The sequence below is a fragment of the Sphingopyxis sp. H053 genome, assembly GCF_001468225.1.
Lineage (GTDB): Bacteria > Pseudomonadota > Alphaproteobacteria > Sphingomonadales > Sphingomonadaceae > Sphingopyxis.
On record NZ_LNRU01000006.1, the window covers coordinates 193,507 to 208,581 of the forward strand.

The following is a 15,075-nucleotide window of genomic DNA, read 5'->3' on the forward strand; positions in this document are numbered from 1 at the left end:
ACGGGAATGGGAAAGGGTTTTAAAGCGTCGCTTCGATTTCGCGCGCGGCAAGGTCGGGGTCCGCCGACTGGCTGATCGGGCGGCCGACGACGAGGATCGAGGCGCCGTCGGCCATCGCCTGCGCCGGCGTGACGACGCGTTTCTGATCGCCGATCTTGCCGTTCGCGGGGCGCACCCCGGGGACGACGTAAAAGCCACCGGGCCAAGCCTTGCGCGCCGCTTTCACCTCCTGTCCCGAACAGACAATGCCGTCGAGGCCGGATTCGCGGGCGAGCGCCGCGAGGCGCACCACCTGGTCGTGCGGACTGCCGCCGACGCCGATGTCTTCCAGATCGGGCGCGTCGAGGCTGGTGAGCACGGTTACCGCGACGACCTTGGTGTTCGTGCCCGCGGATGCCTTCGCTTCTTCGAGCATCGCGCGGCCGCCCGCGGCGTGGACGGTGATGATTGCCGGTTCGAGCGAGCGCAGCGCCTGGATCGCCTTGGCGACGGTGTTGGGAATGTCGTGGAGCTTGAGGTCGAGAAAGATCGGCAGGCCCAGCTTCGCCATTTCATGCACACCGTGGTGCCCGTTGGCGCAGAAGAATTCGAGACCGAGCTTCAGCCCGCCGACGTGGCGCCGCACCTTTTGCGCCAGCGTCAGCGCGGCATCGAGGTGCGTGGTGTCGATGGCGAGATAAAGCGGTGAAGTCATGGCTTGTCCGTGGAGAAAAGGTCGGATGGGGCGGGCGGGATGTCGTTGACCGGAGGAGTGGGCGTGACCTCGACGGGCCGGTTGGCGAGCGCGCGCAAATCCGCCGCCTGCCGCTCGCTGGCGTCGAGGCGGCGCTTCATTGACCAGCGCGTCGTGCGCAGCGCGATCCACATCGGCACGCTGCCGATAAGGAACGCTGTGAGGATCAACACGGGCAATTTGGTGTCGAGCACCTGTCCCGGCCAGATCGTGACGGTGACCGGAATCCAGTTCGCCATCGCGAAAATGACGAGGATGGCGGTCAACGAGACCCAGATGATCGTTCGCAGGATGCCCACTTCGTCTTGCTCCTCTGTCGGTCTGGCGCCGACCCTATGACAGATTGCCGCGCGATTCCAGTCCGGGAGCTATGCCGCCCCGAACACCCGGTCGAAGATCGTGTCGACGTGCTTCATATGATAGCCGAGGTCGAACAGCGCGGTCAGCTCGTCGGCCGAGAGCTTTGCGGTGACGTCGGTATCGGCCTTGAGCAGTTCGAGCAGCGAGAGCTGGCCGTCCGAATCCCAGACCTTCATCGCGTTGCGCTGGACGAGGACATAGCTTTCTTCGCGGCTCGCGCCTGCCTGCGTCAGCGCGAGCAGGACGCGCTGCGAATGGACGAGCCCGCCCATGCGGTCGAGATTCTTCTGCATCCGCGCGGGGTAAACGAGCAGCTTGTCGACGACTCCGGTCAGGCGCGCGAGCGCGAAGTCGAGCGTGATCGTCGCATCGGGGCCGATGAAGCGTTCGACCGACGAGTGGCTGATGTCGCGCTCGTGCCACAGCGCGACATTCTCCATCGCGGGGATCGCGGCGCTGCGCACCATGCGCGCGAGGCCGGTCAGATTCTCGGTCAGGATCGGGTTGCGCTTGTGCGGCATCGCCGACGAGCCCTTCTGGCCCGGCGAGAAATATTCCTCGGCCTCGAGCACTTCGGTGCGCTGGAGATGGCGGACTTCGACCGACAGCCGTTCGATCGACGACGCGACGACGCCGAGCACCGCGAAGAACATCGCGTGGCGGTCGCGCGGGATCACCTGCGTCGAGACGGGCTCGATCGCGAGGCCGAGCTTTGCCGCGACATGCGCTTCGACGCGCGGATCGATATTGGCGAAGGTGCCAACCGCGCCCGAAATGGCGCAGGTCGCGATTTCGGCGCGCGCGGCCTGGAGGCGCAGCTTGCATCGCGAGAATTCGGCATAGGCTTCGGCGAGCTTGAGCCCGAAGGTCACCGGCTCGGCGTGGATGCCGTGGCTGCGGCCGATCGTCGGGGTGAGCTTATGTTCATAGGCGCGGCGCTTGATCGCCTCGAGCAGCGCGTCGAGATCGGCGAGCAATATGTCGGCCGCCTGGCTGAGCTGAACCGCGAGGCAGGTGTCGAGCACGTCCGAGCTGGTCATGCCCTGGTGCATGAAGCGCGCTTCGTCGCCGACATTCTCGGCAACCCACGTCAGGAAGGCGATGACATCATGCTTGGTAACCGCCTCGATCGCGTCGATCGCGGCGACGTCGATCACCGGGTTCGTTGCCCACCAGTCCCAGAGCGCCTTCGCGGCCGATTTCGGCACGGTGCCGAGTTCGGCAAGGGCGTCGGTCGCGTGCGCTTCGATCTCGAACCAGATGCGAAACCGATTCTCGGCCGACCAGATCGCGGTCATTTCCGGCCGTGCGTAACGCGGAACCATTGAATTTCCTTCCTTTTCGGGCGCCTTATCGCGGAATCCACGCGGAACCACGATGGGGCGCCCCGTAGCAGGGACGGGGCGTTTCGCCAAATGCCGAGGGCGCGCAACTTTGCGGAAAGACGATGGGTTGCTCCTATGCCCCATCAGAAAGGCGACGGGTCGCAGAGACCATCGAAGTCGCCGTTACAGGAGAATAAATGTGTTGAAACAAGTGCTTTTGATCGGCGCGGCGGCTGTCAGTTTCCCCGCTTTGGCCCAGACGACTGCCCCGGCCGAAGAGCCGGCCCCCACGACGCAGTCGCAGCCGGCGCCGACCGACACCACGGCCCCCGCGCCCGATAGCAAGCCGACGGACGAAACGAAGCCGACGGATGAAACGGCGCCCACCGAGGACGCGACCCCGAGCGATACGCCCCCCGCCGCTGAGCCCGCCCCTCCGGCTGACCAGCCTGCTCCGGATTCCGAAGAAAAGCCCGAATCGGAACCCGAATAACCCCGCACACAGGAGATAGACCATGTTGAAACAGATGCTTTTGATCGGCGCCGCTGCCGTGAGTTTCCCGGCCCTGGCTCAGACGACTGCCCCAGCGTCGGACCCGACCACACCGCCGGCGGCGAGCGAGCCGGCTCCGGCACCCGACGCATCGACGCCCCCGGCTGAACCCGCCCCGGCACCCGATGCGTCGACCCCGCCGGCTTCGGGCCAGGCCGCGCCTTCGGGTGGAGCGGCAACGCCGACCCAGATTGCGCAGATCGTCGACCAGGAATTCCCGACCTATGACGGGGATAAGAATGGCGACCTGAACGAAACCGAGTTCGGCGCGTGGATGAAGAAGCTGCGTGCAGCGACCGATCCGAGCGCCGACGTCGAATCGGCCGAAGTGAAGACCTGGATTGGTCAGGCTTTCGCATCGGCTGATGGCGACAAGTCGGGCGCGGTTAACAAGACCGAATTGACCGGTTTCCTGTCGCGCGGCGCCTAAACGGCGTCCCGCGGGGTGGTGCAGCCGTCGGAGCGATCCGGCGGCTGCATCGCCGTTTGCAGCAAGCTAAGCCGTTTGCAGCCAGCTAAGCGGGTTGCTCGACCGCGACGATCGTCAACCGGTGTTCGATGCCACCGCGATCGGGCCAGTTGATCGACTGGCCGACGCTGAGGCCGATCAGGCCCGCCCCGATCGGCGTCAGGATCGACATCCGCCCGGCGGATATGTCGGCTTCGGCGGGATATACGAGGCGCACTGTCCGTTCGGCGCCGCTTTTTTCATCGATGAAGGTGACGTTGGAGCCCATGGTCACGACGTCGGGCGGGATTCTGGTGCGTTCGCAGATCGCGGCGCGATCGATCTCATCGAGCAGCAATTCATAGAAGCGAACCGAATCGCGCTGCTGCTGCAGGGTCAGTTCGGTCAGCACGTCGGCTTCGCTGTCGATCATGCGGATATGGGGCATCGCGGCCCCGTTTTTCTTCTTGGTCATGGCGCGGACTTTCCGGCTGGCGCGCGGCGGCTGGCCACGCGCGGCAATGTCTGGACGGAAGGTGCCCCGGGTTCGGGGCGAGCGCGCCGGAACCCGGGGCTAAATGCCCGCGAGAAGTTGTCCCCCGTGATGGCGGAAATGGAGAAGGCTGCGCCGAATCTGCATGGCCCTGATGATGTGGCCGCGCGCGGCGGAAGTCAAATTTGGCTAGAGCAGTCCCATCGCGCGAAAGCTGCGGTAATCGGACCCGCCGATAATGATGTGATCGTGGAGCGCGATTCCAAGTTTCGCGGCGGCGCCTGCGATATCCTTGGTGATCGCGATATCCTGCCGGCTCGGTTCGGGGCTGCCGCTGGGGTGGTTGTGGACAAGGATGATCGCCGAAGCGCCGAGTTCGAGCGCGCGCTTGATGACTTCGCGAACATAGATCGCCGACTGGTCGATCGACCCTTCGCTCGCGAGTTCGTCGCGGATCAGCATGTTACGCGAATTGAGATAGAGCACGCGAACGCGCTCGACGTCGATCGGCCCCATGTCGGCGCGCAGCCAGTCGAGCAGCGCGTCCCAGCTGGACAATAACGGTTTGTCGCGAAATTCGCCTTTAAGCAGGCGCAGGCTCGCGGCCTGGACGATCTTCACCGCCGCAATGCCGGTATCGCTGAGCCCGTCGACCCGGCGCAGCGATTCGGGGTCGGCGCTGACCAGCTGCGCCAGCGAACCGAATTCGCGGAGCAGCGCTTTCGCGAGCGGCTTGGTGTCTCGGCGCGGGATTGCGAGCGTGAGCAGATATTCGACCAGCTCGTAATCGGCCAAGCCTTCGGCGTCGTCGAGCAGGCGAGCCCGCAACCGCGCGCGATGCCCAAGATGGTCCGGCGTATCCCCCATGACGCGGCAATAACCGCCTTGTGAGGCGCACTCAACGGTCATAGGGTAAGGAAGATGGCGAACCGGATCAAATTCCTGCATCGAAACGGGATTTCCGGCGTTTGTGCCCTGAACGGGGTTCGGGCCGAGGGACGAGATTTTGCCGCCATGACGTCATCGGCCATATTCCATGACTGACACGGAAGACGGCGTAAAACCGCGGTGGAAATATCGGAAGCTGCTGTTCAAAAAGCGCTGGCTGACCGCTGGCGCCGTAATCATCCTCATCGCAGGGGTCTGGGTCGCGCGCGAGCCGATCGCCGATGAATTCATTCGCGACCAGCTCGAAAGCCGCGATGTTCCGGCGCGCTATAGGATCGACCGGATCGGCTTTCGCAGCGAGCAACTATCCGACATTGTCATCGGCGACCCGAAGCATCCCGACCTGACCGCGAAGCGCGTAGAGGTCCTGCTCGGTTATGGCTGGCGCGGTCCCTATGTTTCGGGAATCAATGCCGAGGGCGTTCGGCTTTATGGCCGCTTCGTCGACGGCCGCCTGTCGTTCGGCTCGCTCGACAAGTTCCGCGATCCGACGAGCAAGGATCCGTTCGCCTTGCCCGACCTGTCGGTCGCGCTGCGCGATGCGCGAGCCCGCGTCGAAACGCCGTGGGGCAATATCGGTGCGGCGCTTAGCGGCGGCGGCAATCTGCGCCGCGACTTCACCGGCAAACTCGCGCTCGTCGCGCCGCGCATTGCGGCGGCGGGGTGTAGCGGCGATGATATCAGTTTCTACGGCACGCTTCTCGTTCGCGACGTGCGGTCGCAGCTCGTCGGTCCCTTGCGTGGTGGTTCGTTGCGCTGCGCAGACGGCAGTGTCAGTGCGGCTTCGCCGCAAGTCGCGCTCGACCTTTCGCTGTCGGAGGATCTGCAAAGCTGGAAGGGCAAGGCCGACGCGAGCATCGCGCGGCTCGTCGCGGGACCCGTCGCGGCCGACCGGATGGGCGTGGTCGCCCGCTTCGACGGCACTGCGGTGCTGACAAAGCTCGACATCGATGCTGACATGGCGCGCCTACGCGGTGCCGATTTCGCGGCCGAGACGGTAAACCTCGAAGCCAAGGGCAGCGTCGGTAGCGCTGCGCCGAAGTTCGACGGGCAGATCAGCTTCGCTCGGGCCAGCGGCAGTGCCGATTTGCGGCGCTCGCTCGCCGAAAGCGCGCGCGGGCTGGCGGGCACGCCGGTCGGGCCTCTCGCGGTGAAGGCCGTCGGCGCGCTGAGCCGCGTGCTCGCCGATGCGAGCGGTAGCGCGGGCTTCGCGCTTGCGGGCGAAGGGCCAACGGCGCGCGTCGACCTGATCGCGCCCGAACTGACGAGCGCGAGCGGCGCGCATTTCACCGGCAGCGCGGACAGCCGCATCGGCTATCTTTATGGCGCGGACGAGCCCGCGGTGATTGCGACGGGACGCTGGAGCATCGCGGGCGGTGACCTGCCGTCGGGAACGCTGAGTATCGATCGCAGCGCCGAGGGAAGGGTGACGGGGCTCGCCAGCTTCGATCCTTATGGCGCCGAAGGCGCGCGGCTGGCGTTGACGCCGGTGCGTTTTTCGGGCGGCGCGGGCGGGTTGCTGCGCTTCGCAACGGCCGCGACGCTGTCGGGGCCGCTCGCGGGCGGGCGCGTCGAGCGGTTGACGGTGCCGTTGAACGGCTTTCTCGCCCCGACCGGAGCTCTCGCGTTCGACGGCGGATGCAGCCGCGTAGTGGCCGACCGGATCGATGTCAGCGGCTTCCGGCTGGGCCGCAGCGCGATCGACCTGTGCAGTCGCCCGGGCGCGCCGCTGCTCAGCGCCGGGCCCGACGGGCTTCGCGGCGATATCCGCATTCCCGGTATTGCACTGCGCGGGACGAGCGGCAGTTCGCCGTTCAGCCTGAAAAGCGGCCCGGCGAACATCGACCTGTCCGCGATGCGCTGGTCGCTGGCGCGAGCCGATATCCGGCTGGGCGAGGGGGAGAGCGTGACCCGCTTTGCCGCTGAGAGCCTGACCGGGCGTGCGACGCCGCAAGGTATGGCGGGCGATCTCAACGGTGCGAGCAGCAAGATCGGCGCGGTGCCCCTGAACATGGGCGAGATTGCGGGGCAATGGCGCTTCGCGAATGGCGCGCTGACGCTCGACGGCGGGTTGCTGCTCACCGACGCGGCGCCCGATCCGCGCTTCTTCCCGCTGGTCAGCAATGAAGCGAATCTGCGCTTCGCGAACGGGATGATCGAAGCGAAGGCGGGTTTCAGCGAGCAGAAGACCGGAACAAAAATCCTCGACACGTTGATCCGCCACCGGCTTTCCGACAGCAGCGGTTCGGCTGACCTTGTCGTCAAGGAGCTGCGGTTCAATGAGGCGTTCCAGCCCGACCAGCTGACCAGTCTCGCGCTCGGCGTCGTGGCCAACGTGCAAGGTTCGGTGGTCGGCGACGGCCGTATCGAATGGACCGCGGACGGCGTCACGAGCCGCGGAACCTTCGCGACCGCCGACGCCAGCCTCGCCGCGGCGTTTGGACCGGTGACGGGGCTGACGACGACGCTCAGTTTCGACGACCTGATTGGCCTTAGATCGGCGCCGGGTCAGATCGCGAAGATCAAGGAGATCAACCCGGGTATTCCGGTCGTCGACGGCGAGATCGAATATCAGTTGCTCGACAATAATCGTGTCCGGGTCGAGGGCGGGAGTTGGCCCTTTGGCGGCGGGCAGTTGCTCCTCCATCCGACGACGCTCGATTTCGGCACGGAGAAAGCGCGGCGGCTGTCGTTCGATATCGTCGGGGTCGATGCGGCGGTGTTCCTGCAAAGCTTCGGCTTTGATAATATCAACGCGACGGGCGTGTTCGACGGAACCTTGCCGGTCGAGTTCGATGGGATGGGCGGGCGCATCGTGGGTGGCCGCATCGATTCGCGCGGCGGCGGCGGCACGCTCGCTTATGTCGGCGAATTGTCGAACCGCAATCTGGGTGTCATCGCCAATTTTGCCTTTGGCGCGCTGCGCAGCCTCAAATATGATGATCTGACGATCATCCTGAACGGGGACCTCGACGGCGAAATGGTGACCGATATCCGCTTTGGCGGCGTGGGGCAGGGCGAAGGCGCGACGCGTAATTTCCTGACCAACCAGGTCGCGAAACTGCCGTTGATCTTCAACGTGAAGATTCGGGCGCCGTTCCGCCAGCTTTTGACATCGGCGAAGGGCTTTTACGACCCGTCGCTGCTGATCGAACAGAATCTGCCCGCGCTGATCCGCGCGCAGGAAGACGCGAAAAAAGCAACAATCGTCCCCGTTCAGCCCCCAGAAAGCGAGCCCGTGCAATGAAGATACCCGAGACCGGAGCTAGGAGGCTGGCCATAGGCTATAGGTATGTTGCAGTATCGATCGGGGCGGCCGCGCTTGCGGGCTGCGTCCAGATCGACACTCCCGACAAGCCGATCGAAATCAACCTGAATATCAACATCCGTCAGGAAGTGGTGTACAGGCTGGATGGCGACGCCAAGAAGCTCATCGAGCAGAATAGCGAGATATTCTGATGGGGAACAAGAAGATGACCAAGACGATGTGGAAACCGACCGGACTGGCACTTGCTGCGATTGCGGCCACCGCCGCCGTTGCGCTGGCCGTGCCGTCGGCTATGGCGCAGCGCGATCCCGCCTATGCCGCCGCGCGTGCCGCGGGGCAGATCGGCGAGCAGGTCGACGGCTATCTGGGGTTCGCGACCACGCCGACCCCGGCGATCCGCGCGCTGGTGCAGGACCTCAATATCAAGCGCAAGGCCGCCTATACCGCGAGCGCGCAGTCGACCGGCAGCACGGTCGAGCAGTTCGCCTTTACCAGCGGCTGCAACCTGATCGCGCAGACCAAGCCGGGCGAAAAATATCAGACGCCCGGCGGCGCCTGGAAAACCCGCGACGGCAGCCCGCCCGAACGCGACGCGCGCTGCCCGTAAACGAACAAGCCGCATAATAGGGCCTGCGGGCCCTCAGATGCCGCCGCGCCCCTAAACGCGGCGGCATTTTTGCGAGTTTTGGGTGCGAAATCCATACCCGATATCCGTTCGTGTCGAGCGAAGTCGAGACACCCCCCGACGGCGTGCGACCTCACGGCATCTCGACTTCGCTCGATGCGAACGGGGCGGAGAGGTCGGCGGCATTTTTGTGCGCCCCGACGGCGACATTTTTGTGCACCTGCGCACAAGCATTGACTTAATCGGGTGTCGTTCCTAAACGGACCGCGCCTTAGGGGTCCCCCGAATTTTCGGGCCTTTTTTCGCAGGCGGAATCGATCGATATCGGCTCTGTTTCAGGAGGATGGCACAAATGACGGGGAATGGCAGCGATCCGGAACCAGCTTCGGAGGATTCGCGCCTGGTCTCGCTCGAAGAGCGATTGGACCGGGCCGAAGCCGCAGAAGCGAAACGGACCGCAGTGAACGCCGGACCGGAGACCGATGCTAACTATAAGCTCGGTAACCGCGTTCTGGCCGAACTGCTGGGCGGTATCGGTGGCGGCGCCTTGGTCGGTTGGACGATCGATCATTTTGCCGGCACCGCTCCCTGGGGCCTGTTGGTGGTGCTGTTCCTTGGAATAGTCGTCGCCTTCAGAAGCATATTTCGAATAGCGAATATCCGGCCTTCAAAGCCGGATTGAAGCTGAATTACTGGGATTTAGGCGAGGTATCGCGTGGCGGATCAAGGCAAAGTGGACCCGATGCACCAGTTCGAGGTGCAGAAGATGTTCGACATGTTCCATGTCGGCAATCATGAGGTTGCCTTTACGACCAGCGCGATGTGGATGGTCGTCGCCGGCCTTCTGCTGTGGGTCTTCATGATCGGCGGGATGAAGCGCCAGCTCGTCCCCGGCCGCTGGCAGGTCGCCGTCGAAGGCTTCACCGGCTTCATTTCGGGCATGATGAACGCCAATATCGGCCCCGAAGGCCGCAAATATACGCCCTATGTCTTCTCGCTCTTCATGTTCATCCTGATGTTGAACGTGATCGGGCTGATGCCGCTCGGCCTGTTCGGCGTGCATCCCTTTACCGTGACGAGCCATTTCACGATCACCGGTTTCCTCGCGATCCTGAGCTTCTCGATCGTGCTGATCGTCGGTTTCTGGCGCCATGGCCTGCATTTCTTCTCGCTGTTCGTCCCGCACGGCACGCCCTGGTGGCTGCTGTGGCTGATCCCGGTGATCGAGCTGGTGTCGTTCCTTGTTCGCCCGTTCAGCCTTGCTCTCCGACTGTTCGTCGCGATGACCGCTGGCCACGTGCTGATGAAGGTGTTCGCCTCGTTCATCATCGACGGGATCGCTGCCGGTCCGGCTGTCGGTCTGGGCGTCGGCATCCCCAGCATGGCGCTGATGGTCGGGATCAGCGGCCTCGAGCTGCTGGTCGCGGGTATCCAAGCTTATGTGTTCGCGCTGCTCACGTCGCTCTATCTGAACGACGCGGTCAATCTGCACTGATATTTCAACTGTATAATCAACGTTTTTCCCAAGGAGTATAAAATGGACGTTCAAGCTGCTTCGCTCATCGGCGCCGGTCTGGCCGCTATCGGTGCCGGTATGGCCGCCATCGGTGTGGGCAACGTCTTCGGTAGCTTCCTCGAAAGCGCGCTGCGCAACCCGGCTGCTGCCGACGGCCAGCAGGGCCGCCTGTTCATCGGCTTCGCGGCTGCCGAACTTCTCGGCCTGCTGTCGTTCCTGATCGCAATCCTGCTGTACCTCAAGGCAGCCTGATTTCGTCTGCGGGGCCGGCTCGCTAAAAGCCGGCCCCGCGACTGCTTTTCTTTTGTCGGTCGAGTAAATCCATGCCTCAAATCAGCCAATTCGCTGAAAGCTGGTACGCCGCATCGCAGATTTTCTGGGTGCTGCTGACCTTCGGCTTCGTCTTTTTCGTCATCGGCCGCGGCATGCTGCCGAAGATCGAGGCGACGGTGGACGCACGCGACCGCAAGGTGGCGGACGATCTGGCCGCTGCGAAAGCCGCGCATGCCGCCGCCGACAACCTCGAAGAAAGCTATCGCCAGCAAAGCGACGCAAGCCGCGCCGCTGCGCAAAAGGCGGTAACCGACGCCAAAGACAAGGCCGCGAAAGACGCCGAAAAGCGTCTGGCAAAGGTCGACGCCGAACTCGCCGACAAGCTGTCGGCGGCCGAAGCCGACGTCAATGCGGCGCGTACCTCGGCGATGGCCGAAATCGAATCGGTCGCGGCCGAAGCAGCGGGCGATCTCGTCGCCAAGCTGTCGGGCGTGAAGGTCGCTGCGGCGGACGCCAAGGCGGCGGTGAAGGCGGTGCTCCATGGCTAATGTTCTGACCATCTTGTCCGAAGCCGCGGGCGAAGTGCATGTCGAGCCGGCCTCGTTCGGCTTCATCGATGCGACCGTCTGGGTTTCGATCGCCATGGCGATCTTCATCGCGATCCTGCTGTGGAAGAAGGTGCCGGCGATGGTCGCGGGCATGCTCGACAACAAGATTGCCGAGATTTCGAAGCAGCTCAAGGAAGCCGAAGCGCTGCGTCTCGACGCCGAATCGCTGAAGGCCGAATATGAGGCGAAGCTCGCCGACGCCGCCAAGGAAGCCGACGAGATGCGCGCCCGCGCCGATGCGGAGGCCGAAGCGCTCGTCGCCAAAGCCAAGGCCGACGCCACCGCGCTGATCGGCCGCCGCAAGCAGATGGCCGAAGACCGCATCGCCGCGGCCGAAGCAACCGCGCTTAGCGAAGTCCGCTCGGCCGCTGCGAAGGCTGCGACCGAAGCCGCCGCCGCGCTGATTGCCGAAAAGCATGACGCCACGGCCGACAAGGCGCTGGTCGATCAGGCTATCGCGGGCGTCGCCAAGGGCTGAGCCTTTCCATCGCCGATTACCGAAACGCCCGCGGATTTCCGCGGGCGTTTTGCTTTGGGGCTAGTTCGCTCCGGCCAATCCCGCGACCCACGCCTTTGTCGCGGGGAAATTGTCCATCGCGCACCGATATCCCGCGCGCGCCGTGGTTCGTTCGACATAGTCCAGTTCCACCGTACCCAACGCGAAGCCGATCGTGCGCTGGGCGAATTGGAGCGCGTAGGTCACCGAAATGTCGGCGGCGGTGAAGCGGTCTCCTGCGATATGGGGCGTACGCGCAAGCTGGCGGCTCACGAGGCCGAGGCGGCTCTTGAAAATGCCGAGCGCCCAGCCCGTGGTCCAGTTTTCCCGTTCGGCTTCGGGGGCGAGTATGTTCGTCGCGACGATGGCGTTGATCGGACCCGCGAGGCCCGCCTCACCCATATGGAGAAATTGCTGATAGGTCGCGAACGCCGCGTCGTCGGGCGTCGGCGCAAGCGGGCCCGGTCCGTAGCGCGCGAGCAGATATTCCATGATCGCGATCGATTCGACCATCACCGTGTCGCCGTCGACGATCGCAGGGATGAATCCGGCAGGGTTGATCGCCAGGAATTCGGTATCCTGTTCGACACCGTCGAGCAGATCTACCGGCCGTACGCGATAAGGGCGCCCCATTTCTTCGAGCAACCAGGCAACACGGAAGCCGCGTCCTTCGCCGTATAGAGTGATCATGCCTGCAATCCTCAGAACTGGATCATGATGCGCCGCGCCAGCGCGGGCGAGATGCTGTGCACGAGCCGCAACATCTTCACCATCCCCGCATCGACCTCGCTTTTGCCGGTACGAATGCCGCGCACGATCTCGGCGGCGCAGTCGTGTGCACGCATCTTCCTGCCGCCGCGGCCCGCGGTCATGTTGGTCTCGACCACAGGAGGCAGTGCCTCGATCACGCGGACATTACTGTCCTTCAGCAGATACCGGATCGCCTGCGTGTAGCTGCGCAGCCCAGCCTTGGTCGCGCAATAGATCGACCCGCCGGCGCGCGGCGCGATCGCGAGGCCCGAGGTGACGTTGACGATGGTAGCCTCGGGCTGGGCGCGCAGCCCCGGCAGCAGCCGGGTGCAGAGCGCGATCGGCGCGTCGAGATTGGTGCGGATGCAATGCGCCGCATTCTCCAACGTCGCGGCATCGTCGAGCTCATATTCGCTGCCGACGCCGGCGTTGTTGACGAGCAGTGCGAGCGGCTTGCCCGCCACACCGCTTACGACCGCATCGATGCCCGCGGAGGTCGACAAATCGCCCGCGATCGTGCCGAAACCAAGCGCCGCCATCGCCTGCAATTTGTCGGCCGAGCGGCCCGTGACGATGACGTTGGCGCCCGCACCCTGCAGTTGCAGCGCAATCTCGCGCCCAATGCCGTCGCTGCCGCCGGTCACCAGCGCGAGCTTTCCACGTAGTTCCATAAGACCCCTCCTATGTTTTACCTCGCGCACTATGGCGGGTCGCACCGCCATCGCCTACATGCAAAATCATGGCTCGCCCGAACGCTCCCGACCGATTCAACGAAGAAAAAGCGACCTATGTCATCCGCGGCGGCGACGGCGAGGGCGACCAGCCCGACCTCGAACGCGGCGCCGAGGCGATCCGCAGCGTGGTGCGCAAATTGCCGACGCGCCCGGGCGTGTACCGGATGCTCGATGCGCGCGGCGACGTGCTGTACGTAGGCAAGGCGCGGGCGCTGAAGAACCGCGTGACCAATTACACGCAGGTCGCGCGGCTGCCGCAGCGGTTGCAGCGCATGGTGTCACAGACGCGCGCGATGGAGATCGTCACGACGACGAGCGAGGCCGAGGCGTTGCTGCTCGAGGCGCAGTTGATCAAGCGGTACCGCCCGCCGTACAATGTGCTGCTCCGCGACGACAAAAGCTTTCCCTTCATCCTTCTGCGCACCGATCACGCTTTCCCGCGCGTGCAGAAGCATCGCGGTGCGCGGCGCGCGAAGGGGCGCTATTATGGCCCGTTCGCCAGTGCCGGCTCGGTCCACCAGACGCTCAATGCGCTGCAGAAAACCTTCCTGCTGCGCAGCTGCACCGACAGCTTTTTCGCCAACCGGTCGCGGCCGTGTTTATTGTATCAGATCAAGCGGTGCAGCGCGCCGTGCGTCGACCGCATCTCGAAGGAGGATTATGCCGGGCTGGTGAGCGACGCGCAGGATTTCCTCGAGGGCCGCTCGACCGCAGTCCAGAAACGGCTGGGGGCGGCGATGACGCAGGCGGCCGAGGCGATGGATTATGAGCAGGCGGCGGTGCTGCGCGACCGGCTGAAATCGCTGACCTTCATCCAGGGGAGCCAGTCGGTCCACGCTGACGGGCTCGGCGACGCCGACGTGTTCGCGCTCGCGGCGAAGGGCGGGCAGCTGTGCATCGCGGGCTTCTTCATCCGCGGCGGGCAGAATTGGGGGCATCGCAGCTTTTTTCCGGCGCATGTATCGGGGGTACCCGAGGCAGAGGTGATGGCGAGCTTTCTGATGCAATTCTACGAAGGCGTGCCGCCGCCGAAGCTCATCCTCGTCGACCGCGAGCCCGAGGAATGCGCGCTGCTTGCCGAGGCATTGGGGGAGAGCGGCAGCCGCAAGATCGAGATCAGTGTACCGCAGCGCGGCAATCGTCGCCGCCTGCTCGAACAGGCGGTGCGCAACGCGGGCGAGGAACTCGACCGCCGGCTCGCAGAGAGCAGCAGCCAGGCGAAACTCGGACGCGAGCTCGCCGAGCTCTTCGATCTCGAAAATCCGCCGCGGCGCATCGAAATTTACGACAACAGCCATATCCAGGGCACCAATGCGCTCGGCGCGATGGTCGTCGCGGGGCCCGAGGGCTGGATCAAGGGCGCCTATCGCAAGTTCAACATCAAGCGCGCCGAGACGCAGCCGGGCGACGATTTCGCGATGATGCGCGAGGTGTTCGAGCGCCGTTTCGCGCGCGCGATCGAGGAGGATCCGGAGCGGACGAAGGGCGAATGGCCCGACCTGGTATTGATCGACGGCGGCAAGGGGCAGGTGTCGGCGGTCGCGGCGGTGTTTGCCGAACTGGGGATCGACGATCTGACCTTTGTCGGGGTCGCCAAGGGGCCAGACCGCAACGCCGGGCGTGAAACCTTCTACCACCCCGACGGCCGCGAATTCACGCTGCCGCCGAATAATGCGGTGCTTTTCTATATTCAGCGGCTGCGTGACGAGGCGCACCGCTTCGCGATTGGCGCGCACCGGGCGAAGCGGTCGAAGGCGATGGGGGCATCGCCGCTCGACGAGGTTCCGGGGATCGGACCGTCGCGCAAGAAGGCGCTGCTGATGCATTTCGGCACCGCACGCGCGGTGCGCGGCGCTAGCCTCGAGGATTTGCAGAAAGCGCCGGGGGTCAGCGCAGCGGTCGCGCAGGCGGTGCATGATTTCTATCATTCGGGACGGTGAGGGGA

17 protein-coding genes are annotated in these 15,075 nt (G+C 64.6%); 10 read left to right on the forward strand and 7 right to left on the reverse strand.

Annotation, left to right across the window (positions count from 1 at the left end; translation table 11 throughout):
- Nucleotides 1-19: 19 nt before the first annotated feature.
- From pyrF to purB, 3 genes are all read right to left on the reverse strand, one after another.
- Complete coding sequence (gene pyrF / locus ATE70_RS13375; protein WP_058538397.1) at nucleotides 20-694, reverse strand: orotidine-5'-phosphate decarboxylase; 675 nt, start codon at nucleotides 692-694, stop codon at nucleotides 20-22.
- A complete protein-coding gene (locus ATE70_RS13380; protein WP_058538398.1) occupies nucleotides 691-1,032 on the reverse strand; it encodes a lipopolysaccharide assembly protein LapA domain-containing protein in 342 nt (113 codons plus the stop codon). Before ATE70_RS13380 ends, pyrF begins: the two co-directional genes overlap by 4 nt.
- A gap of 69 nt (nucleotides 1,033-1,101) precedes the next feature.
- Entirely contained in the window at nucleotides 1,102-2,418 is a 1,317-nt protein-coding gene (gene purB / locus ATE70_RS13385) for an adenylosuccinate lyase (RefSeq protein WP_058538399.1), read from the reverse strand.
- A 515-nt stretch (nucleotides 2,419-2,933) separates the two neighbouring features.
- Here purB and ATE70_RS13395 point away from each other — a divergent pair.
- Complete coding sequence (locus ATE70_RS13395; RefSeq protein WP_058538401.1) at nucleotides 2,934-3,401, forward strand: hypothetical protein; 468 nt, start codon at nucleotides 2,934-2,936, stop codon at nucleotides 3,399-3,401.
- Between the two features lie 85 nt (nucleotides 3,402-3,486).
- Here ATE70_RS13395 and rnk read toward each other — a convergent pair whose 3' ends face one another.
- Nucleotides 3,487-3,894: a nucleoside diphosphate kinase regulator gene (gene rnk / locus ATE70_RS13400; protein ID WP_058538402.1), complete on the reverse strand. Its 408-nt coding sequence runs from the start codon at nucleotides 3,892-3,894 to the stop codon at nucleotides 3,487-3,489.
- A 207-nt stretch (nucleotides 3,895-4,101) separates the two neighbouring features.
- Complete coding sequence (radC, locus tag ATE70_RS13405; protein ID WP_058538605.1) at nucleotides 4,102-4,779, reverse strand: RadC family protein; 678 nt, start codon at nucleotides 4,777-4,779, stop codon at nucleotides 4,102-4,104.
- Nucleotides 4,780-4,948: 169 nt separating this feature from the next.
- On the opposite strand from radC, the gene ATE70_RS13410 reads away from it, so the two are divergent.
- The 8 genes from ATE70_RS13410 to ATE70_RS13445 all read left to right on the forward strand — a co-directional run bounded on the left by ATE70_RS13410 (nucleotide 4,949) and on the right by ATE70_RS13445 (nucleotide 11,628).
- The gene (locus ATE70_RS13410; RefSeq protein WP_058538403.1) at nucleotides 4,949-8,107 is read left to right on the forward strand and encodes a YdbH domain-containing protein; all 3,159 of its coding nucleotides are present in this window, start codon (nucleotides 4,949-4,951) and stop codon (nucleotides 8,105-8,107) included.
- Nucleotides 8,104-8,319: a YnbE family lipoprotein gene (locus ATE70_RS13415; protein WP_082639854.1), complete on the forward strand. Its 216-nt coding sequence runs from the start codon at nucleotides 8,104-8,106 to the stop codon at nucleotides 8,317-8,319. The genes ATE70_RS13410 and ATE70_RS13415 overlap by 4 nt, the downstream gene beginning before the upstream one ends.
- Before the next feature lie 14 nt (nucleotides 8,320-8,333).
- A complete protein-coding gene (locus ATE70_RS13420) occupies nucleotides 8,334-8,735 on the forward strand; it encodes a YdbL family protein (RefSeq protein ID WP_082639883.1) in 402 nt (133 codons plus the stop codon).
- 370 nt (nucleotides 8,736-9,105) lie between these two features.
- Nucleotides 9,106-9,435, forward strand: coding sequence for an AtpZ/AtpI family protein (locus ATE70_RS13425; RefSeq protein ID WP_037515490.1), 330 nt, complete (start codon nucleotides 9,106-9,108; stop codon nucleotides 9,433-9,435).
- 60 nt (nucleotides 9,436-9,495) lie between these two features.
- Nucleotides 9,496-10,248: a F0F1 ATP synthase subunit A gene (locus tag ATE70_RS13430; protein WP_058538404.1), complete on the forward strand. Its 753-nt coding sequence runs from the start codon at nucleotides 9,496-9,498 to the stop codon at nucleotides 10,246-10,248.
- A 42-nt stretch (nucleotides 10,249-10,290) separates the two neighbouring features.
- Entirely contained in the window at nucleotides 10,291-10,521 is a 231-nt protein-coding gene (locus tag ATE70_RS13435) for a F0F1 ATP synthase subunit C (protein WP_037515205.1), read from the forward strand.
- 71 nt (nucleotides 10,522-10,592) lie between these two features.
- Complete coding sequence (locus ATE70_RS13440) at nucleotides 10,593-11,090, forward strand: F0F1 ATP synthase subunit B family protein (RefSeq protein ID WP_058538405.1); 498 nt, start codon at nucleotides 10,593-10,595, stop codon at nucleotides 11,088-11,090.
- Complete coding sequence (locus ATE70_RS13445) at nucleotides 11,083-11,628, forward strand: F0F1 ATP synthase subunit B family protein (protein ID WP_058538406.1); 546 nt, start codon at nucleotides 11,083-11,085, stop codon at nucleotides 11,626-11,628. Before ATE70_RS13440 ends, ATE70_RS13445 begins: the two co-directional genes overlap by 8 nt.
- Nucleotides 11,629-11,688: 60 nt before the next feature.
- Here ATE70_RS13445 and ATE70_RS13450 read toward each other — a convergent pair whose 3' ends face one another.
- A complete protein-coding gene (locus ATE70_RS13450; RefSeq protein WP_058538407.1) occupies nucleotides 11,689-12,336 on the reverse strand; it encodes a glutathione S-transferase family protein in 648 nt (215 codons plus the stop codon).
- An 11-nt stretch (nucleotides 12,337-12,347) separates the two neighbouring features.
- Complete coding sequence (locus ATE70_RS13455) at nucleotides 12,348-13,067, reverse strand: SDR family oxidoreductase (RefSeq protein ID WP_058538408.1); 720 nt, start codon at nucleotides 13,065-13,067, stop codon at nucleotides 12,348-12,350.
- 68 nt (nucleotides 13,068-13,135) lie between these two features.
- On the opposite strand from ATE70_RS13455, the gene uvrC reads away from it, so the two are divergent.
- The gene (gene uvrC, locus ATE70_RS13460; RefSeq protein WP_058538409.1) at nucleotides 13,136-15,070 is read left to right on the forward strand and encodes an excinuclease ABC subunit UvrC; all 1,935 of its coding nucleotides are present in this window, start codon (nucleotides 13,136-13,138) and stop codon (nucleotides 15,068-15,070) included.
- Nucleotides 15,071-15,075 lie beyond the last annotated feature (5 nt).